This window comes from Vibrio inusitatus (assembly GCA_024346935.1).
Taxonomy (GTDB): domain Bacteria; phylum Pseudomonadota; class Gammaproteobacteria; order Enterobacterales; family Vibrionaceae; genus Vibrio; species Vibrio inusitatus.
Genome location: AP024878.1, coordinates 455,251 through 474,315 on the forward strand (window position 1 = coordinate 455,251; position 19,065 = coordinate 474,315).

At 44.0% G+C, this 19,065-nt stretch carries 16 protein-coding genes and 7 tRNA genes; 22 read left to right on the forward strand and 1 reads right to left on the reverse strand.

Going from position 1 to position 19,065, the window contains the following annotated elements:
* Window positions 1-10: 10 nt before the first annotated feature.
* Genes truD through rpoS form a run of 5 tightly spaced genes read left to right on the forward strand, consistent with a single transcriptional unit; the run spans window position 11 to window position 4,282 of the window.
* On the forward strand, window positions 11-994 hold the full coding sequence (truD, locus tag OCU48_RS02185) for a tRNA pseudouridine(13) synthase TruD (protein ID WP_141346828.1): 984 nt from the start codon (window positions 11-13) through the stop codon (window positions 992-994).
* A gap of 14 nt (window positions 995-1,008) precedes the next feature.
* A complete protein-coding gene (surE, locus tag OCU48_RS02190) occupies window positions 1,009-1,752 on the forward strand; it encodes a 5'/3'-nucleotidase SurE (protein ID WP_141346827.1) in 744 nt (247 codons plus the stop codon).
* The gene (locus OCU48_RS02195; RefSeq protein ID WP_141346826.1) at window positions 1,753-2,379 is read left to right on the forward strand and encodes a protein-L-isoaspartate(D-aspartate) O-methyltransferase; all 627 of its coding nucleotides are present in this window, start codon (window positions 1,753-1,755) and stop codon (window positions 2,377-2,379) included.
* 4 nt (window positions 2,380-2,383) lie between these two features.
* Entirely contained in the window at window positions 2,384-3,256 is an 873-nt protein-coding gene (gene nlpD / locus OCU48_RS02200) for a murein hydrolase activator NlpD (RefSeq protein ID WP_141346825.1), read from the forward strand.
* A 51-nt stretch (window positions 3,257-3,307) separates the two neighbouring features.
* Complete coding sequence (rpoS, locus tag OCU48_RS02205) at window positions 3,308-4,282, forward strand: RNA polymerase sigma factor RpoS (RefSeq protein ID WP_141346824.1); 975 nt, start codon at window positions 3,308-3,310, stop codon at window positions 4,280-4,282.
* A gap of 322 nt (window positions 4,283-4,604) precedes the next feature.
* Here rpoS and mutS read toward each other — a convergent pair whose 3' ends face one another.
* Window positions 4,605-7,172 (reverse strand): DNA mismatch repair protein MutS, encoded by a 2,568-nt coding sequence (gene mutS, locus OCU48_RS02210; protein WP_141346823.1) that lies wholly within the window; start codon window positions 7,170-7,172, stop codon window positions 4,605-4,607.
* An 82-nt stretch (window positions 7,173-7,254) separates the two neighbouring features.
* Between mutS and pncC the strand changes: the two genes are divergently transcribed.
* From pncC to OCU48_RS02295, 17 genes are all read left to right on the forward strand, one after another.
* Window positions 7,255-7,749 carry a nicotinamide-nucleotide amidase gene (gene pncC, locus OCU48_RS02215; protein WP_208727212.1) on the forward strand — a complete coding sequence of 165 codons (495 nt, stop codon included), beginning with the start codon at window positions 7,255-7,257 and terminating at the stop codon, window positions 7,747-7,749.
* Between the two features lie 105 nt (window positions 7,750-7,854).
* Complete coding sequence (gene recA / locus OCU48_RS02220) at window positions 7,855-8,880, forward strand: recombinase RecA (RefSeq protein ID WP_141346821.1); 1,026 nt, start codon at window positions 7,855-7,857, stop codon at window positions 8,878-8,880.
* Window positions 8,881-8,981: 101 nt separating this feature from the next.
* The gene (gene recX / locus OCU48_RS02225; protein WP_141346820.1) at window positions 8,982-9,434 is read left to right on the forward strand and encodes a recombination regulator RecX; all 453 of its coding nucleotides are present in this window, start codon (window positions 8,982-8,984) and stop codon (window positions 9,432-9,434) included.
* A gap of 179 nt (window positions 9,435-9,613) precedes the next feature.
* On the forward strand, window positions 9,614-12,205 hold the full coding sequence (gene alaS, locus OCU48_RS02230; RefSeq protein WP_141346819.1) for an alanine--tRNA ligase: 2,592 nt from the start codon (window positions 9,614-9,616) through the stop codon (window positions 12,203-12,205).
* 148 nt (window positions 12,206-12,353) lie between these two features.
* Complete coding sequence (locus OCU48_RS02235; RefSeq protein WP_141346818.1) at window positions 12,354-13,526, forward strand: aspartate kinase; 1,173 nt, start codon at window positions 12,354-12,356, stop codon at window positions 13,524-13,526.
* Window positions 13,527-13,603: 77 nt separating this feature from the next.
* On the forward strand, window positions 13,604-13,801 hold the full coding sequence (gene csrA, locus OCU48_RS02240; protein ID WP_004415691.1) for a carbon storage regulator CsrA: 198 nt from the start codon (window positions 13,604-13,606) through the stop codon (window positions 13,799-13,801).
* Window positions 13,802-13,985: 184 nt separating this feature from the next.
* Window positions 13,986-14,078: transfer RNA gene (locus tag OCU48_RS02245), tRNA-Ser, on the forward strand.
* Between the two features lie 30 nt (window positions 14,079-14,108).
* A tRNA-Arg gene (locus OCU48_RS02250) sits at window positions 14,109-14,185 on the forward strand.
* Between the two features lie 45 nt (window positions 14,186-14,230).
* Window positions 14,231-14,323 (forward strand) — tRNA-Ser (locus tag OCU48_RS02255).
* 86 nt (window positions 14,324-14,409) lie between these two features.
* A tRNA-Arg gene (locus OCU48_RS02260) sits at window positions 14,410-14,486 on the forward strand.
* A 64-nt stretch (window positions 14,487-14,550) separates the two neighbouring features.
* Window positions 14,551-14,627, forward strand: a tRNA-Arg gene (locus OCU48_RS02265).
* A gap of 64 nt (window positions 14,628-14,691) precedes the next feature.
* Window positions 14,692-14,768, forward strand: a tRNA-Arg gene (locus OCU48_RS02270).
* Between the two features lie 63 nt (window positions 14,769-14,831).
* Window positions 14,832-14,908: transfer RNA gene (locus OCU48_RS02275), tRNA-Arg, on the forward strand.
* 272 nt (window positions 14,909-15,180) lie between these two features.
* A complete protein-coding gene (locus tag OCU48_RS02280; RefSeq protein ID WP_141269822.1) occupies window positions 15,181-15,444 on the forward strand; it encodes an oxaloacetate decarboxylase subunit gamma in 264 nt (87 codons plus the stop codon).
* Between the two features lie 27 nt (window positions 15,445-15,471).
* A complete protein-coding gene (gene oadA / locus OCU48_RS02285; protein ID WP_141347225.1) occupies window positions 15,472-17,256 on the forward strand; it encodes a sodium-extruding oxaloacetate decarboxylase subunit alpha in 1,785 nt (594 codons plus the stop codon).
* Window positions 17,257-17,270: 14 nt separating this feature from the next.
* Complete coding sequence (locus tag OCU48_RS02290; RefSeq protein ID WP_141347224.1) at window positions 17,271-18,401, forward strand: sodium ion-translocating decarboxylase subunit beta; 1,131 nt, start codon at window positions 17,271-17,273, stop codon at window positions 18,399-18,401.
* A gap of 206 nt (window positions 18,402-18,607) precedes the next feature.
* Window positions 18,608-19,063, forward strand: a complete 456-nt coding sequence (locus OCU48_RS02295) for a YqaA family protein (RefSeq protein WP_141347223.1) — start codon at window positions 18,608-18,610, stop codon at window positions 19,061-19,063.
* Window positions 19,064-19,065 lie beyond the last annotated feature (2 nt).

The window sequence follows — 19,065 nt, forward strand, 5'->3', positions numbered from 1 at the left end:
ACTCCAGACTATGAGTGACATATTGTCAAATCTTGCTTATCAGCACGGTAAACCAACTGCGAAAGCTAAACTTAAGGCTAAAGCCGAACATTTTGTAGTGAAAGAAGACCTAGGCTTTGAGTTATTAGGCGCCGGTGAGCATTTGATGTTACGTGTTCGCAAAATTGGTGAGAACACCAGTTTTGTGGCAAATGAGTTAGCTAAATTCTGCGGCGTTAAGTCTAAAGACGTAAGTTGGGCTGGCTTGAAAGACCGCCATGCTGTTACTGAGCAGTGGTTAAGTGTGCACCTTCCAAAAGGCGATGATTTAGATTTTGCATTGTTTACAAAAATGCATCCAAGTATCGAGATCCTAGAAGTTACCAGACATAACAAAAAACTTCGTCCTGGTGATTTAAAGGGCAACTTCTTCGAGCTTACCTTGAGCGAAGTAACGGATATAACTGAAGTTGAAGCACGTTTGCAAGCTATCTCTGAAGCTGGCGTGCCAAATTACTTTGGTGCACAGCGCTTTGGAAATAATGGTAACAACCTTGATGAAGCTCGCCGCTGGGGCCGGGAAAACGTTCGTACTCGAAACCAAAACAAGCGCAGCTTGTATCTCTCAACAGCACGCTCATGGATCTTTAATCAGATCGTCTCTGAACGTTTAAACAAAGAATGCTTTGACTCTACTATTGCAGGGGATGTGCTCTCTGAGCCATCGGGTGAAATTACGGCAGCTTTAGCTGGTGATAACGCTTTACCCACCTCTGGTATAGCACTGGAAATAGAACAAGCCACAGTAGATGCAGAGCCTGATCTTATGGCTTTGATCCGAGGTAATCGCATGCGTCATGACCGCAGAACAATCAAATTGCTGCCTGAGCAGCTTAGTTGGGAAAGCAGTGATGACCAAGTTGTGGTGAAATTCTGGCTAGACTCAGGGTGCTTCGCTACGTCTATCATGCGAGAGGTGATTGAAGAGATTCCTTTCGAACGTTCGTTTGATTAAGAGTACCTGATTTAATGAAGATTCTTTTAAGTAACGATGATGGCGTACATGCCGAAGGTATTCGTGTTCTTGCTGATGAGCTAAAACAGATTGCAGAAGTGATCATCGTAGCACCAGATAGAAACCGTAGTGGCGCATCAAATTCACTAACATTGGAAAATCCACTGAGAGTTAATGAGATCGCTCCTAATGTTCATTCAGTGCAGGGAACGCCAACTGATTGTGTGCATTTTGCTCTGAATGAACTAATGAAAGATGACTATCCAGACTTAGTATTAAGTGGCATCAACCATGGTGCAAACCTTGGTGATGATGTGCTTTATTCTGGAACCGTTGCAGCTGCAATGGAAGGGCATTTTCTCGGCGTGCAATCTATAGCATTGTCTCTGGTTGGAAACACACATTTTAATACTGCGGCTAAAATAGCGCGTCAGTTGGTGGAACAGCACCAACGTCAACCTATACCAACCAATAGACTTCTTAATGTGAATATTCCTGATGTTGCCTGGGAAGATCTCAGTGATATTGAGGTGACTCGCTTAGGTGCTAGGCATCATGCAGAAAACATGATTAAACAGCTCGATCCAAGAGGGCAACAGATTTACTGGCTGGGTCCTCCGGGCAAAGAGCAGGATGCAGGGGTTGGCACTGACTTTCATGCGTTAGAGCAGAAAAAAGTCTCTATCACACCTCTACAGGTAGACCTGACCGCACATGAGTCACTGCCGAGTATGAATAAGTGGTTGAAAGGATCATAGATGGGACATTATCAAGCTCAACGTTTGTCAGAGCATTTGCAGCAGTTGGGCATACGTGATTCTGCTGTGTTGAAGGCGATGGCTAATTTGCCGCGAGAATCTTTTTTATCAGAGGCGATGAGGCATCAAGCCTATGATAATAATGCCTTGCCTATCGGAAGTGGGCAAACCATCTCTCAACCTTATATTGTTGCAAGAATGACTGAGCTATTGGAACTGGATTACAACTCTAAGGTCTTAGAGGTTGGAACTGGTTCTGGCTATCAGACTGCGGTGTTAGCGCAGTTGGTTGAGCGTGTGCATACCATTGAGCGTATTAAAACATTACAGTGGGATGCAAAGCGTCGCTTATCTAAGCTCGATATCTACAATGTATCATCAAAATACGGCGACGGCTGGAAAGGGTGGGGCGTACATGCACCATTTGACGCTATTATTGTAACAGCAGCCGCAGCGGAGCTTCCCCAAGCTCTTGTTGACCAGTTGGCGATTGGTGGACGACTGATCATTCCAATTGGAGACTCACAACAACAGTTATTGAAAATTGTTAAACATGAGTCTGGAGTTCAGTCTGAAATCATAGAAGATGTACGATTTGTGCCTTTAGTTCAGGGAGAGCTAGCTTAGGTTTATGGATAAGATTTTGCGTTCGATTATTGGAATAGTACTGATTGCAACCTTAGTCGGTTGTGCCCCTAGTGGGTATTCAGGCAAGAATCGTGATTATAAGCAGGTTGATCGAGGTAGCTTTCGAGGCAGCTTTTATACGGTGAATAAGGGGGATACCCTTTATTATATCGCTTATATTACTGACCGAAACGTCAATAATCTTATCCGCTTTAACAATATTAAAGCACCTTATACTCTGCGCGTTGGTCAGAGAATTAAGCTTTGGCATCCTGATTATAAAGATACAACTCCAGTGTATAGTTCAAGTAAACCTGTTGCTGTAGCTCAAGCCTCCACGACAAAGAGTCCTCAGACTGCGCAGACTACAGCACAAAGTTCGGGACAGACTTCGACAAATCTACAAAATAGTGCTACTGCAAAGGTTGATCAGCAGTCGACAAAGGAGTATGTTGGTTCTAAACAAGGTGTTAACAGTGTCGCAACATCGAAACCGCCAGCAAATAAAGCGGTCTCGTCATGGAAGTGGCCAACTAAAGGAAGAGTCATCAACAAGTTCTCATCAGGAGAACAAGGCAATAAAGGGATTGATATAGCAGGTCAACGTGGCCAATCGGTTATCTCAGCTGCCAGTGGCAGTGTAGTTTATTCCGGTAGTGCGCTTCGTGGTTATGGCAACCTTATTATTGTTAAACATAATGATGATTACCTTAGTGCTTATGCTCACAATGATAGTTTGTTAGTCCAAGAAGGACAGACAGTATCGGCCGGGCAAAAGATTGCAACTATGGGTAGTTCCGGCACTAGCGGCGTTAAACTGCACTTTGAGATTAGGTATCAAGGAAAATCCGTTAATCCGGAAAGATATTTACCCTAACTGACGGCATTATAAGCAGTAATGCCAACCTGTTGAGCCATTGGAGGCGCTATGAGTATGGATAACACTGCAGCAAAAGTGGAAGACCTAACAGAAGATAAAGTAAGTGCGGAAGTAGAAGAAAATAGTATTGTTGAAAAGGTCGAAACTCAGGTAAAAGAAGAATTTGACGCTTCAACGAAGAATCTAGATGCAACGCAACTTTATCTAGGCGAAATTGGCTTCTCACCACTCCTAACAGCAGAAGAAGAGGTTCTTTACGCAAGACGAGCACTTCGCGGAGATGAAGCAGCACGCAAGCGTATGATTGAAAGTAACCTTCGTCTGGTTGTCAAAATTTCTCGTCGTTACAGCAATCGTGGCTTAGCGCTATTGGACCTAATTGAAGAGGGGAACCTCGGTCTAATTCGTGCGGTAGAAAAATTCGATCCGGAGCGTGGCTTCCGATTCTCAACCTACGCAACCTGGTGGATTCGACAAACCATCGAACGCGCCCTAATGAATCAAACCCGCACTATTCGCTTGCCGATCCATGTGGTTAAAGAGTTAAATATTTATCTCAGAACAGCGCGTGAGTTATCTCAGAAATTAGACCATGAACCTACCGCGGAAGAGATTGCTCAGCAACTCGATAAACCCGTTGATGATGTAAGTAAGATGCTACGCCTCAACGAACGTGTGAGCTCTGTGGACACACCAATTGGTGGCGACGGTGACAAGGCATTGCTTGATATTATTCCTGATATCAACAACTCAGATCCTGAAGTGTCTACTCAAGATGACGATATTAAGCACTCTCTTATCGATTGGCTCGATGAGTTAAATCCAAAACAGAAAGAAGTACTTGCTCGTCGCTTCGGTTTGCTTGGTTATGAACCTTCAACCCTAGAAGAAGTAGGACGCGAAATTAACCTAACTCGTGAGCGTGTACGTCAGATCCAAGTAGAGGGTCTACGTCGACTACGTGAAATCCTGTTAAAGCAAGGACTGAATATGGAGTCGCTGTTTAACTTTGACAGTGAATAAAATTTTATAGGTTAAATTGAAAAAGGTCAGCGTAAGCTGACCTTTTTGTTTGTATAACTCGCCCTTAGCTTCAAATTTGCTGATAGCTGATAGCTGATAGCTGATAGCTGATAGCTTGGCTTCTATGTAGAAGTTAATTCAGTTCGAATTAATACTAAACAAACCGTCGTCCCCGAGCGCTTCTATCGGGGACCTTGTAGTTGCATTGCTTGAAACTAGATGTCCGATAAAAGCACTCGGACATGACTAATATCCTATAGCCTGCACTATGCACTATGCACTATGCACTATGCACAAGAACTAGGCTAATAACTAAAATAACCTAAAGCATCTTCTTCAATCTATAAAGTTCTTCTAAAGCTTGCCTCGGTGTAAGATCATCAGGATCAATAGCACCTAATGCTATTTCCACCTCACTTGGCTCTGGAATCAAGCTAAGTTGGTTTGCAATCTCGACACTACTTGGACTGTTTGTCTGAGGCTGATGGCTAAGCTGCTCAAGCAAATTGAGCTTTTGCCTCGCTTGCTTGATCACAGGTTTAGGTACACCCGCCAAACCTGCAACCGCTAAACCATAAGACTTGCTAGCCGCACCTTCTTGTACTGCGTGCATAAAGGCAATATCGTCGCCGTGCTCAATAGCATCTAGATGTACGTTTGCTAGTTCTTTGAGTTGAGAAGGTAGTTCCGTTAACTCAAAGTAATGAGTGGCAAATAAGGTAAGGGCGCTAATCTGATTTGCCAGCCATTCGGCGCTAGCCCATGCTAACGACAGTCCGTCATAGGTACTGGTTCCTCGCCCTATTTCATCCATTAGCACCAAACTTCGTTTTGTGGCATTGTGCAGGATATTCGCCGTTTCCGTCATTTCTACCATGAATGTAGAGCGTCCTGAGGCTAGATCATCGGAAGCACCGATTCGTGTAAATATCCGATCAAGTAAACCAATATCCGCGGATTCCGCAGGAACATAGGAACCAATATGAGCAAGTAATGCAATCAAAGCCGTTTGACGCATATAAGTGGATTTACCGCCCATATTCGGACCGGTAATGATCAACATTTTACGTTCAGGATTAAGCTCAATAGGATTGGCAATAAACGGGTCTTCTAATACTTGCTCAACAACAGGATGCCGACCATTAGTGACCGATAATCCAATGTCATTTTTAATGTTTGGACGACAGTATTCCAAGGTTTCGGCGCGCTCGGCAAGGTTTTGCAATACGTCAATTTCAGAAACGGCAGACGACAGCAATTGCAGCCTATTAAGGTGAGGTAATATGAGGTCAAATAATTCTTCCCATAACGCCTTTTCTACTGCCAGAGCTTTAGATTTAGAATTTAGAACTTTATCTTCGTGCTCTTTTAGCTCAGGAATAATGTAGCGTTCTGCATTCTTCAGCGTTTGGCGACGAATGTAATGAGGAGGCACAAGGTGACTCTGCCCACGACTCACTTGAATGTAAAAGCCATGAACAGCGTTGTAGCCTACCTTCAAGGTCTCTATACCGTGTCGTTCTCGTTCATCGGATTCAAGCTTTTCTAAGTACTCTTTCGCACCATTAGCTAAATCTCGCCATTGATCGAGTTCTTCGTTATATCCTTCGGCAAGTACGCCCCCATCACGAATGACGACAGGAGGATTTTCTTTGATTGCTCGCTCTAATAACTCACATAAACTATCTAATGGTTTAGCATCATGAGACAAGCTCTTGAGGTGCGGATTGACTAGGTCTTCTAATGTTGCTTCTAGTTCTGGTAACTGTTGCAATGCGGTGCGAAGGCGAGCAAGATCGCGTGGTCTAGCAGAGCGAATCGCCAATCGAGCGATAATGCGCTCGATGTCTCCAATCTGTTTTAAGGTTTGATTAAGTTCAGGACAAAGTCCTTGTTCAATGAGTTCGGAGATCGAGTCTAAGCGGTTGTTCAGTACTAATACTTCACGAGTAGGTTGATGCAACCAACGTTTGAGCATGCGGCTGCCCATTGCGGTTGCTGTATGATCCAGTACCTCTGCAAGGGTGTTATCAAAACCGCCAGATAAGTTTTGTGTGATCTCTAAGTTGCGTCTTGTCGCAGCATCAAGGATAACCGAGTTATCTTGCCTCTCCATCGTAATCGAGCGGATGTGAGGCATAGCCGTTCGCTGCGTATCTTTGACGTACTGAATCAAACAGCCTGCCGCACAAAGGCCAAGTTCTGCTGCTTCAACACCAAAGCCCACTAAGTCTTTTGTACCAAATTGAATGTTTAACTGCTGCTTAGCGGTTTGTAACTCAAACTCCCAAATAGGTCTGCGACGGTTGCCATGACGACCTTCCATTAGATGGACCGGTGCGAAATCTTCAGGAAACAACAGTTCTTTAGGGCTAGTACGTTGTAGCTCTGCGAGCATCGCTTCTTCGGTTTTTGGCTCGCATATTAAAAAGCGGCCAGAGGTAATATCCAAAGTGGCATAGCCAAACTGATCATTGTGTTGATAGATAGCTGCGATAAGGTTATCAACGCGTTCTGCAAGTAAAGCTTCATCGGTAACTGTACCAGGGGTAATGATACGAACGACTTTACGCTCTACTGGGCCCTTTGAGGTTGCAGGGTCGCCGATTTGTTCGCATATAGCGACAGATTCGCCTAGTTGAACCAGCTTAGCCAAATACCCTTCAACCGCGTGAAAAGGGACGCCTGCCATTGGAATAGGCTCGCCTGCTGACGCACCGCGTTTGGTTAGTGATATATCGAGTAGTTGAGAGGCACGCTTTGCATCATCATAAAACAATTCATAGAAGTCACCCATGCGGTAAAAAAGCAGAATCTCAGGGTTCTCTGCTTTGAGTTTGTGATACTGCTGCATCATTGGAGTGTGTTTTGGCTTTGATTTTACCGACATAATCACTTCTGTTGCTTTTCATTATTTCTATAGAAGCTTAGGATAAATGATTCATAACTAAAGGGTAAAGCGAATCAGTCAGATGTCGGAAAGAACATTGAATAATTTAAGCGCTAAAGTGGGGAAACTGCTTGAGAAAAATGGCTTGATGATGGCGACGGCAGAGTCATGTACTGGTGGCGGTGTGGCGCAAGCCGTAACCGAAATTGCCGGCAGCTCAGCTTGGTTTGATAGAGCATTTGTTACCTATAGCAACGAAGCTAAGATGGAGATGCTTGGCGTGAGGTCTAATTCATTAGATAGCTTTGGCGCGGTGAGTGAAGAAGTTGCGCAAGAGATGGTTTTAGGTGCAGTTGAACACTCCGCAGCTCAAATAGCAGTTTCTATTACTGGAATTGCAGGTCCTGGTGGTGGCAGTGAAGATAAGCCGGTTGGCACTGTGTGTTTTGCTGTGGCCTTTAATACTGAACTTATACAGGTACAACGCTGTGTATTTGCAGGTGAACGTGGTGAAGTGAGAAATCAGTCTGTTTGTCATGCTCTTCAACTAATTGAAAAATATATAGAAAATAAGTAATTTGTTGTTGCAGGTAAAAAAAACACTTTTTCATCTAGACACTGTATGAATTAACAGTAATAATTGATTCATCAACTAGAAATACCCGATTCCATGGAGCATAAAATGGACGATAACAAGCAAAAAGCTCTCGCGGCTGCACTTGGTCAAATAGAAAAGCAATTCGGTAAAGGCTCAATTATGCGCCTTGGTGATAACCGCACCATGGACGTAGAAACAATTTCTACTGGTTCACTGTCTCTAGACATCGCTCTAGGTGCTGGTGGTCTACCAATGGGACGCATCGTAGAAGTATACGGCCCTGAATCATCGGGTAAAACAACATTAACTCTAGAGTTAATTGCAGCCGCTCAACGTGAAGGCAAAACGTGTGCCTTTATCGATGCAGAGCACGCACTAGACCCTATCTATGCACAAAAGCTTGGCGTAAACATCGACGCTCTTTTAGTTTCTCAGCCAGATACTGGTGAGCAAGCTCTAGAGATCTGTGATGCACTAGCTCGTTCTGGCGCGATCGACGTATTGGTTGTCGATTCAGTAGCAGCACTAACACCAAAAGCTGAAATTGAAGGCGAAATGGGCGATAGCCACATGGGCCTTCAGGCACGTATGCTTTCTCAAGCAATGCGTAAGCTAACGGGTAACTTAAAACAATCTAACTGTATGTGTATCTTTATCAACCAAATTCGTATGAAGATTGGTGTGATGTTTGGTAACCCAGAGACAACTACTGGTGGTAACGCACTTAAGTTCTACGCTTCTGTTCGTCTTGATATCCGTCGTACTGGTGCTATCAAAGATGGTGACGAGATTGTTGGTAACGAAACCCGTATTAAAGTGGTTAAGAACAAGATTGCTGCACCATTTAAGCAAGCTGAAACCCAAATTATGTACGGTCAAGGCTTCAACCGTGAAGGTGAGTTGATCGATCTAGGTGTTAAGAACAAGCTAGTAGAAAAAGCAGGTGCTTGGTACAGCTATCAAGGCGACAAGATTGGTCAAGGTAAAGCAAACGCAGGTAAATTCCTTCGTGAGCACCCTGAAACAGCCCTCGAAATCGATAGCAAGTTGCGTGCAATGTTGCTGACTACAGCTCAACTTGAAGACACTCAAGAGGCAGAGGTCGAGTAACCGCAACTCAATTATGCTCCTAATATACTGAGCTTTTATCCTAAAGCTCAGTACTTCCCCTTACTTTTTCTCTTCTTCGCACTGAATCTCACGAGGTGTGTATGTATTTTCAAACGCCCAATTGGACCGCCAAAAAGACCGCACTTGATCTATTGAGTCGATGTGAATATGGTCGATACGAGCTACAACAAAAACTACTGAATAAAGGTTTTGAGCTAAGTGATATTGATGAAGCTGTTGAGTTTTGTCGAGAGCATCATTATTTAGATGACCTGCGTTACACTAAAGATCAAATCAAGCAACATGTCGAAAAAGGCCATGGTGAACGTCGAATTCGCCAAGATTTGCATATAAAGCACGTACGTAATGAGGTCATCGATCAGGCATTAGCTGAAGAACCTCAACATTGGTTTGAGCTTGCGAAGCTATCTATAAACAAATACTTCGAAGAGAACCCTACATCAGGTAGCTGTGAATACTCCAAGCAAGTACGCTTTCTACAATATAGAGGGTTTAGCTCTGAGCAGATCCAATACGCATTAAATCCTGAGTAAATTCATAGTTATAACCCATCTATTTACTTTTATTGCTTAAGAGTAAGTAAAGTCCTTTTGACAAATTCTCGTTAATTCATCAGCATTTTCAGGCAAATTAGACAGAAAACTAGTCGTTCTCCTTTGCTTGATTTACAATATGGCAAAATTCTAACTTGAACGTTTCAGGATATTGCCACATGTACATGAGCACCGCCGAAATTCGTAGTGCCTTTTTAAAGTTCTTTGAGAGCAAAGGGCACCAGATTGTAGAGAGTTCTTCTCTTGTACCTCATAACGATCCTACTCTGCTATTTACTAACGCAGGTATGAACCAGTTTAAAGACTGCTTCCTAGGAGCCGAAAAGCGTAGCTACACGCGAGCGACTACGGCACAGCGTTGTGTTCGTGCTGGTGGTAAACACAATGATCTAGAAAACGTTGGCTTTACAGCCCGTCACCATACCTTCTTTGAAATGCTGGGTAACTTCAGTTTTGGTGACTACTTTAAAGAAGATGCTATTAAGTTTGCTTGGGAGTTCCTAACGGAAACCCTTGGTCTGCCACAAGAGAAATTGTTAGTTACTATCTACGAAACTGACGACGAAGCCTTTGATATCTGGAATAAACAGATGGGCATTCCAGCTGATCGTATTATCCGCATTGGCGATAAAAAAGGTGGCAAAGCCTACGAATCAGATAACTTCTGGACGATGGGTGACACGGGTCCATGTGGACCATGTACTGAAATTTTCTATGATCATGGTGAGCATATCTGGGGCGGACGTCCTGGTACACCAGAAGAAGATGGTGATCGCTTCATCGAGATCTGGAACAACGTATTCATGCAGTTCAATCGACACGCTGACGGTACGATGGAACCTCTTCCAAAGCCGGCAGTAGATACTGGTATGGGTATCGAGCGTATCTCTGCAATCATGCAAGGTATGCATTCAAACTATGAGATTGATGTATTCCAAACTCTTATCAAAGCATCTGCAGAAGCAGTTGGATACGAAGACCTTTCAAATCAGTCTCTGCGCGTAATCGCTGATCATATCCGTTCATGTTCTTTCCTTATCGTTGATGGCGTAATGCCATCAAATGAAGGTCGAGGTTACGTACTTCGTCGTATTATTCGCCGCGCAGTTCGTCACGGTAACAAGTTGGGTGCTCAAGGTGCATTTTTCCACACTCTAGTTGGCGTGTTAGCTGATGTCATGGGTGAAGCTGGCGCTGAACTTAAAAAGCAGCAAGCACTGGTTGAGAAAGTACTTCGTATTGAGGAAGAAAACTTTGGCCGTACTCTAGAGCGTGGTATGAGCATTCTTAACGATGCACTGGACGTACTCAAGAGCGAAGGCAAATCTACTCTTGATGGTGAGACAGTATTCAAACTGTATGATACCTATGGCTTCCCAGCTGATTTAACCAATGATGTTGCACGTGAGCGTGAATTTAACATTGACGAAGAAGGCTTCCAGAAAGCGATGGAAGCACAGCGTCAACGTGCACGTGAAGCGGGACAATTTGGTACTGATTACAATGAGACAATTAAGCTAGATAGTACAACAGAATTTTGTGGTTACTCGGCAACAGATGGTGAGAGCAACATAGAAGCTATCTTTGTAGAAGGTCAACCAACAGAGAACCTATCAAGTGGTCAGAAGGCTATTATCGTTCTTGAACAAACGCCTTTCTACGCCGAGTCAGGTGGCCAATCTGGTGATACAGGTGTCCTAAAAACTGAGTTAGGTGAGTTTAAGATTACCGATACTCAGAAATTAGGCAATGCAATTGCACACCATGGCGAGCTTGTCGAAGGTGTGATGAGCTTGGGTGAAAAAGCAAAAGCGGTTGTTAATGGAGCGCGACGTGCTCAAATCTCATTGAATCACTCAGCAACTCACCTACTGCACGCTGCACTACGTAAGGTTTTAGGTGAGCACGTAACTCAGAAAGGTTCATTAGTTAAAGCAGAGAATCTTCGTTTTGACTTCTCACACCTAGAAGCGGTAACAACTGCTGAATTGAAGCAAGTAGAGCGTTTGGTTAATGCTCAAATTCGCACTAACCATGAGATTGAGACCAATGTAATGGATATCGAATCTGCTAAGCAGAAAGGTGCGATGGCATTATTTGGTGAAAAGTATGACGACGAAGTTCGCGTACTTTCTATGGGGGAGTTCTCTACCGAATTGTGCGGTGGTATTCACGCAGCTAACACTGGTGATATTGGTCTATTCAAGATTACCTCTGAGGGCGGTATTGCTGCAGGTATTCGTCGCATTGAAGCGGTAACGGCTGATGCGGCTCTAGATGCTATTGATGTTGAGCAGGATAAACTGCAACAGAAGTTAGTTGAGTCAGCAAAGAAATCAAAATCGCTAGAGAAAGAGATTCAGTACCTTAAAGACAAAATGGTAGCGGCGGAAAGCGCTAACATTATGGGTAGGGTCCAGGAAATTAACGGCATTAAGGTACTTATTGCTGCACTTGAGGGCGCAGATAACAAGAATCTTCGTAATATGGTTGATGATACGAAAAACCGCATTGGTACTGGTGTCATTTTATTCGCCAATATTGCCAACGATAAAGTCGGCTTGGTTGCGGGTGTAACTAAAGACTTAACCGGTAAAGTGAAAGCGGGTGAGTTGGTTAACTTAGTTGCGACTCAAGTCGGTGGTAAAGGGGGCGGCCGTCCTGATATGGCTCAAGCGGGCGGTACAGACGTAGCGGCATTACCTGAAGCCTTAAAATCTGTTATTCCATGGTTGGAAGAGCGCCTGTAAGCCAAAAGTAATTAACTTGGGTGCATTTGGTGCCCAAAGAAAGTAATAGGAACCAAGCATTTTTGTTATCGCAAAGTGCTTGGTTTTGTTGTTTTAAAATGTCCTGTGTACAAAGAACAGAAGACTGTTTTAGGAAGGTGGAAAGTAAGTGAAGAACCGATTAATCGTGCAAAAGTTTGGTGGGACATCTGTAGGCTCAGTTGATCGAATTCGAGCGGTTGCTGAGCAGGTAATAAAGACCAAAGAGCAAGGCAATCAAGTTGTGGTTGTGGTTTCGGCTATGTCAGGTGAAACGAATCGGTTGCAAGGCTTAGCTTATGAAGTGGATAGTGTCCCTAGCTCAAGAGAGCTCGATGTTATTTTGTCTGCTGGGGAGCAGGTGACTATTGCTCTATTAGCAATGACGCTTGATAAGCTCGGCTACAAAGCGACCTCTCTAACGGGATGGCAAGCGGGGATTGTGACGGATGATACGCATAATCAAGCAACGATTCAGTCTGTAGACAATGAGAAATTTGACCAACTACTCAATGATGATCAGATAGTGATTGTGGCTGGCTTCCAAGGTGTTAACCAAGCCGGCGCGATTACCACTCTTGGACGTGGAGGTTCAGATACCAGTGCGGTAACTCTTGCTGGGCTTTTAGGAGCCAACGAGTGTCAGATCTTCACTGATGTTGACGGAGTGTATAGCTGTGACCCTAGAGTTGTTGAATCGGCTTTGAAATTAGAACATGTCGACTTTGATGATATGCAAACCATGGCAAAGTATGGTGCAAAGGTATTACACGAGCCGTGTGTTGAGTTTGCTGCTAAGCACAACCTTAATATTCGAGTTTTATCCTCGTTCTCGCCAAAACAAGGCACTTTAGTTACTCGCTTACAAAGCAAAAAAAATGTCTGTGGTTTAGCACTTCAGCGTGACCTTTCTCGTCTAATTGTTAATCTAGATAAAGCTGGACAGATTGCAATGCAGTGTCAATTGCTTGGTATCGCAGTGCATTCTCAAAAGGCTGAATACCTTATTGTGAACAATAGTGATGTCTCCAAGCTACTCCAGATCTCCTCTGAAGATGTCAGTATAGTTGAGCCAATTAGCGCTTTGACTATTGTCGGTGCTGAGCTAGAAGAGGTGCATCTCGATGTTTTACCTCAATTGTTGGCGAAAGATATCAAAGTTCTTGATAGTTTTAGGTGTGATAGGGTAGTGAAGTTGCTACTATTACCGGAACATCTGAATCGGGCTGCCAATTTTATTCATGCTCAATACATTGAGCAGTCTCATAGTGTTGCTAAAGACAAAAAAGCGCTTATTTTGTAATAAGTTCTTTACCAAGTTGTTATTTTTATTGAATAATAGATCTCAAAGTATTTTGAGTGACAGCAAGGAGCTATCGAATGCTAATTTTGACTCGCCGTGTTGGTGAAACCCTAATGATTGGGGATGAAGTGACCGTTACTGTACTGGGTGTTAAGGGAAACCAAGTGCGTATCGGTGTAAACGCACCTAAAGAAGTTTCTGTGCATCGTGAAGAAATTTACATGCGTATTCAAGCAGAAAAAGGTAATGGAAACGTTGCATCAGGCAACTACTAAGTTTCTATCGAAAGGCTAGTCATAGGACTAGCCTTTCTCGTTTTATCGTGGGCATAAAGTACATATAACTAGCATTTTTAAGCGGTTTGGTTGAAAGTTGTTCTGTTAATCGTTTTTTATGTGATTTTGCCAATAAAATGTTTGACATATTTTTGGTAAATCGTAATATGTGCCTCCGCAAGACGGTGAGGTGGCCGAGTGGCCGAAGGCGCTCCCCTGCTAAGGGAGTATGTGGTTTGTAGCCGCATCGAGGGTTCGAATCCCTCCCTCACCGCCATTCTTGCGAACGTTCTTTTAGAACAAATGCGCGTCCTTAGCTCAGCTGGATAGAGTACCTGGCTACGAACCAGGCGGTCGGAGGTTCGAATCCTCCAGGACGCGCCATATCATTTTTTGATATGAAAAATGCTAACTTGTTAGTGATAATGCGGTGAGGTGGCCGAGTGGCCGAAGGCGCTCCCCTGCTAAGGGAGTATGTGGTTTGTAGCCGCATCGAGGGTTCGAATCCCTCCCTCACCGCCATTTATTGACCTTATGGTCAATTTTTTTGTTTTACAAACTGAAAAGTGTGATAGACTTCGCACCCTTCTCAGAACAGAGAATACTGCGCGTCCTTAGCTCAGCTGGATAGAGTACCTGGCTACGAACCAGGCGGTCGGAGGTTCGAATCCTCCAGGACGCGCCACTTTACAATGAATGGTTAATGAAAATTAACGGTTCTATATAAGCCTTCTGTAAAGAAGCACTGCGCGTCCTTAGCTCAGCTGGATAGAGTACCTGGCTACGAACCAGGCGGTCGGAGGTTCGAATCCTCCAGGACGCGCCACTACAACGAAGAGTTGATACAAGTATCAGTTTTTCTACAAAGTCTTCTGCATAAGAAGCATCGCGCGTCCTTAGCTCAGCTGGATAGAGTACCTGGCTACGAACCAGGCGGTCGGAGGTTCGAATCCTCCAGGACGCGCCACTACAACGAAGAATTGATATAAGTATCAGTTTTTCTATAAAGTCTTCTGCAAAGAAGCATTGCGCGTCCTTAGCTCAGCTGGATAGAGTACCTGGCTACGAACCAGGCGGTCGGAGGTTCGAATCCTCCAGGACGCGCCACTTCACAAAACCTCGCTTCGGCGGGGTTTTTTTATAACATCTCATTATCATCCTCATAACCTTGTTATTACATAAAGCACTGTTTTATAAGTGTTTTTGATAAATTCTGGTCTGATCTCAGTATTTTGTCTTCAATTCGCATACTTTCTATGCAATGGTTTGCCTGCATGTGCCTGAATAAAGAAAATTGACAAATTTTCGCCAATCTAGATAATCAGGTGCTCGATGTGAAAACGTCGAATTGTCAGGAAGACAAATAAGGGAATTTTATTATGGATAACATCTCAGGTTTGCTATCGGAAGCAGCCTCAATTATGGCCATTGGTATGGCTATGGTTTTTCTTTTTCTTACTTTATTGGTGTTTGTGGTTCGTTTGATGTCGAAGTTACTTCCGGCAGAACAACCTGTGGCACCAGTAAGTCCGCAAAATCTTAAACAAGTTACTCAAGCTGAGTCTACCCATCGAGTCGATCCAAAAGTTGTGGCCGCTATTTCGGCCGCTGTGCATCGCCATCGTTCAGCTGTAGCCCAATAGACAAAAAATTAGAAGGAGTTAATGAGCATGTCTAAACCACTTGCAATAACAGACGTAGTACTGCGAGATGCGCATCAATCTTTATTCGCAACACGTATGCGCTTAGAAGATATGCTGCCGATTGCGGCTGAACTGGATAAAGTTGGCTATTGGTCACTAGAAACTTGGGGTGGAGCGACCTTTGATTCATGTATTCGCTTTCTTGGAGAAGATCCATGGGAGCGTTTGCGTGAGCTTAAGAAAGCAATGCCTAATACACCAATGCAAATGTTATTGCGTGGGCAAAATCTTCTAGGCTATCGTCACTATGCCGATGATGTGGTTGAAAAGTTTGTGGAACGTGCTCATGCCAATGGTATGGACGTATTCCGTGTCTTTGACGCGATGAATGACGTACGTAACTTTGAAAAAGCCGTTAAGTCAGTGGTTGATGTTGGCGCCCATGCTCAAGGTACACTCTCTTACACAACAAGCCCTGTACATAATTCTGATACATGGGTTGATCTTGCTAAGCGTTTAGAGGACTTAGGTTGTCACTCTTTATGTATTAAAGACATGTCAGGCTTGCTTAAGCCTTATGAGGCTGAAGAGCTGATCACTCGCATTAAAGATGCATGTGATGTTCCACTCGCGCTTCACTGTCATGCGACAACTGGTTTGAGTACGGCAACTGCTATTAAAGCGGTAGAGGCAGGCGTAGATATCCTAGATACCGCTATTTCGTCTATGAGCTGCACTTATGGTCATACGCCAACGGAAACTGTTGTTGCGATGCTTGAAGGCACAGAGCGCGATACCAACCTGAAATTAGACCAAATCGAACCTATTGCGGCTTATTTCCGAGAAGTACGTAAAAAGTACGCAAAGTTTGAAGGCCAATTAAAAGGGGTTGATTCTCGTATTTTGATTGCGCAGGTTCCTGGTGGAATGTTAACCAATATGGAAGGCCAATTAAAAGAACAGGGTGCTGCTGATCGGTTAGATGAAGTGCTAGAAGAGATCCCTCGTGTACGTAAAGATCTTGGCTATATTCCTTTGGTTACACCAACCTCACAAATTGTTGGTACTCAAGCGGTTATCAATGTCTTAACTGGCGAACGCTACAAGAGCATAACCAAAGAAACAGCCGGCATACTAAAAGGTGAGTACGGCAAAGCGCCAGCTGAACTAAATGAAGAGCTACAACAGAAAGTGCTAAATGGAGTTGAGCCAATCACTTGTCGTCCTGCGGATCAATTAGAAGATGAATTTGCAGCTTTGACACTTGATCTTCAAAAGAAAGCGAAAGCAGAAAACATATCACTGTCAGAAGACATTGAAGATGATGTTCTAACCTATGCACTGTTCCCTCAAGTGGGCCTTAAGTTCCTTAAGAACCGTCATAATCCATCTATGTTTGAACCAGTACCGGGTACTGAAGTAGAAGAAACTAAACCTGCTCCTGTTGCTAGTGTGAACACAGCAATAGAAGCCTACAGCGTCAAGGTAGATGGCCAGGTCTTTGATGTGCAAGTAGGTCCTCAAGGTGAACTGACTTCCGTAACTCCAGCGGGTGCTACCACAGCGGCTACGCCAGTTGCAGCGGCAGAGGTGAATAATGCAGAAGATGTTCCAGCTCCTTTGGCAGGTAATATATTCAAAGTAAATGTGTCGAGTGGCGTCGTAGTCGAAGAAGGCGATGTGCTACTGATACTTGAAGCAATGAAGATGGAAACTGAAGTACGAGCGGCACGAGGTGGCGTAGTACAAGGTTTGCATGTGAAAGAAGGTGATTCTGTCTCTGTTGGCTCACCGCTACTTAGCTTAGCGTAAGGAAGTAATACAACATGGACGGTTTACTTATTCTCTGGAGAGAGACGGGCATCGCTAACTTTGAATTTGGCCAGATCTGTATGATCTTGGTTGGTTGTGGTTTGCTGTTTCTTGCCATTCGTAAGGGCTTTGAGCCTTTATTACTTCTGCCTATTGGCTTTGGTGCCATTCTAGCTAATATTCCAAATGCAGGCTTTACTGAGCCCGGTGGTTTGCTCTACTACGTCTATGAAGTTGGGATTTCCACTGGGGTATTCCCGTTGCTTATCTTTATGGGCGTAGGGGCAATGACCGACTTCGGTGCTTTGATTGCTAACCCTAAAACACTGTGGTTAGGGGCTGCAGCGCAATTTGGTATCTTTGCAACCTTGTTTGGCGCTATCTTGCTCAACTATGTACCCGGTATGGAGTTTAGCTTGGCTGATGCATCGTCTATTGCCATTATTGGTGGTGCTGATGGCCCAACCGCCATCTTCTTAGCAAGTCGATTATCCCCTGATTTACTCGGTGCTATCGCTGTTTCTGCATACAGCTACATGGCTTTAGTTCCAATTATTCAGCCACCTATTATGAAGGCGTTGACCACCCCAGAAGAACGCACTATCAAAATGGCGCAGCTTCGTCATGTGGGTAAAGGTGAGAAGGTATTCTTCCCGCTAGGTGTATTGTTAATGACAATCCTGTTTTTGCCGTCGGCAACACCTTTAGTCGGAATGTTTTGTCTTGGGAATCTGATGCGAGAAGCAGGTGTTGTGGATCGTTTGAGTAAAACAGCTCAGAACGAACTCATCAATATTGTCACTATCTTCTTAGGTCTTGGCGTAGGCTCAAAGCTTCAAGCGGATAAGTTCTTGAACATTGAAACCTTAGGTATCCTTGGTCTTGGTGCAGTCGCCTTCAGTATTGGTACCGCAGGTGGTGTGTTAATGGCTAAGCTGTTAAATAAAGTGTCTAAAGAAGATATTAACCCACTCATTGGTGCTGCGGGTGTATCTGCAGTTCCAATGGCAGCTCGTGTGGTTAACAAGGTTGGTCTGCAGGCAAACCCTCAGAATTTCCTATTGATGCATGCTATGGGTCCGAACGTAGCCGGTGTATTAGGATCGGCAGTAGCCGCGGGCATCCTACTTGCGCTAGTGGGCTAATCTACTTCTATATTGAGAAAAGGATGCATTTTTGCATCCTTTTTTTTCACTTATCTCTGACAGCAAAACAATGATATTCCTAACAATTGTCGGTAATATGTAACGATATGCATCTTAAATGGTCAGAAAACTATGCCTGTATGGCTTATCTCGTTTACTTGTAACGTATATTTTAAGAGTACGTGTTGCTTTGAGGCCGTTAGCTAGTGGATGCTGTGTTTTCTCAGCTCGGTGTTTGGTTTGCAGATTCGGCTCTGACGTTACTATTTGCCACTGGTTTTTTGAGCGCAACATTACTTCCTGGCGGTTCAGAAGCGGCGCTTATCGCTACTCTGAGTCTTAATCAATATTCAATTTTTAGCATCTTGTTGGTTGCTACGTTAGGTAACACTCTCGGAGGTTTAACCAACTATTGGCTGGGTTTGTGGATACCAAATCGAACTCAGCAGGAAAAACATGGTCACAAAGCCATAGCTTGGCTACAAAAATATGGCTATTGGAGTCTATTGTTTAGCTGGGCTCCCGTTATTGGTGACCCTTTGTGTTTAGCCGCTGGGTGGCTTCGAATGCGCTTTCTTCCTTGTTTGGTGCTGATAACCCTAGGAAAACTGGTCCGCTATGCGGTGCTAGTGGGGTTGTACACTGGGTTGGGTAATCTATAAGG

Coding starts and splice junctions, on each gene's coding strand:
- truD (WP_141346828.1), top strand. CDS start 11: ATGAGTGACATATTGTCAAATCTTGCTTATCAGCACGGTAAACCAACT.
- surE (WP_141346827.1), top strand. CDS start 1,009: ATGAAGATTCTTTTAAGTAACGATGATGGCGTACATGCCGAAGGTATT.
- OCU48_RS02195 (WP_141346826.1), top strand. CDS start 1,753: ATGGGACATTATCAAGCTCAACGTTTGTCAGAGCATTTGCAGCAGTTG.
- nlpD (WP_141346825.1), top strand. CDS start 2,384: ATGGATAAGATTTTGCGTTCGATTATTGGAATAGTACTGATTGCAACC.
- rpoS (WP_141346824.1), top strand. CDS start 3,308: ATGAGTATGGATAACACTGCAGCAAAAGTGGAAGACCTAACAGAAGAT.
- mutS (WP_141346823.1), bottom strand. CDS start 7,172: ATGTCGGTAAAATCAAAGCCAAAACACACTCCAATGATGCAGCAGTAT.
- pncC (WP_208727212.1), top strand. CDS start 7,255: ATGTCGGAAAGAACATTGAATAATTTAAGCGCTAAAGTGGGGAAACTG.
- recA (WP_141346821.1), top strand. CDS start 7,855: ATGGACGATAACAAGCAAAAAGCTCTCGCGGCTGCACTTGGTCAAATA.
- recX (WP_141346820.1), top strand. CDS start 8,982: ATGTATTTTCAAACGCCCAATTGGACCGCCAAAAAGACCGCACTTGAT.
- alaS (WP_141346819.1), top strand. CDS start 9,614: ATGTACATGAGCACCGCCGAAATTCGTAGTGCCTTTTTAAAGTTCTTT.
- csrA (WP_004415691.1), top strand. CDS start 13,604: ATGCTAATTTTGACTCGCCGTGTTGGTGAAACCCTAATGATTGGGGAT.
- OCU48_RS02280 (WP_141269822.1), top strand. CDS start 15,181: ATGGATAACATCTCAGGTTTGCTATCGGAAGCAGCCTCAATTATGGCC.
- oadA (WP_141347225.1), top strand. CDS start 15,472: ATGTCTAAACCACTTGCAATAACAGACGTAGTACTGCGAGATGCGCAT.
- OCU48_RS02290 (WP_141347224.1), top strand. CDS start 17,271: ATGGACGGTTTACTTATTCTCTGGAGAGAGACGGGCATCGCTAACTTT.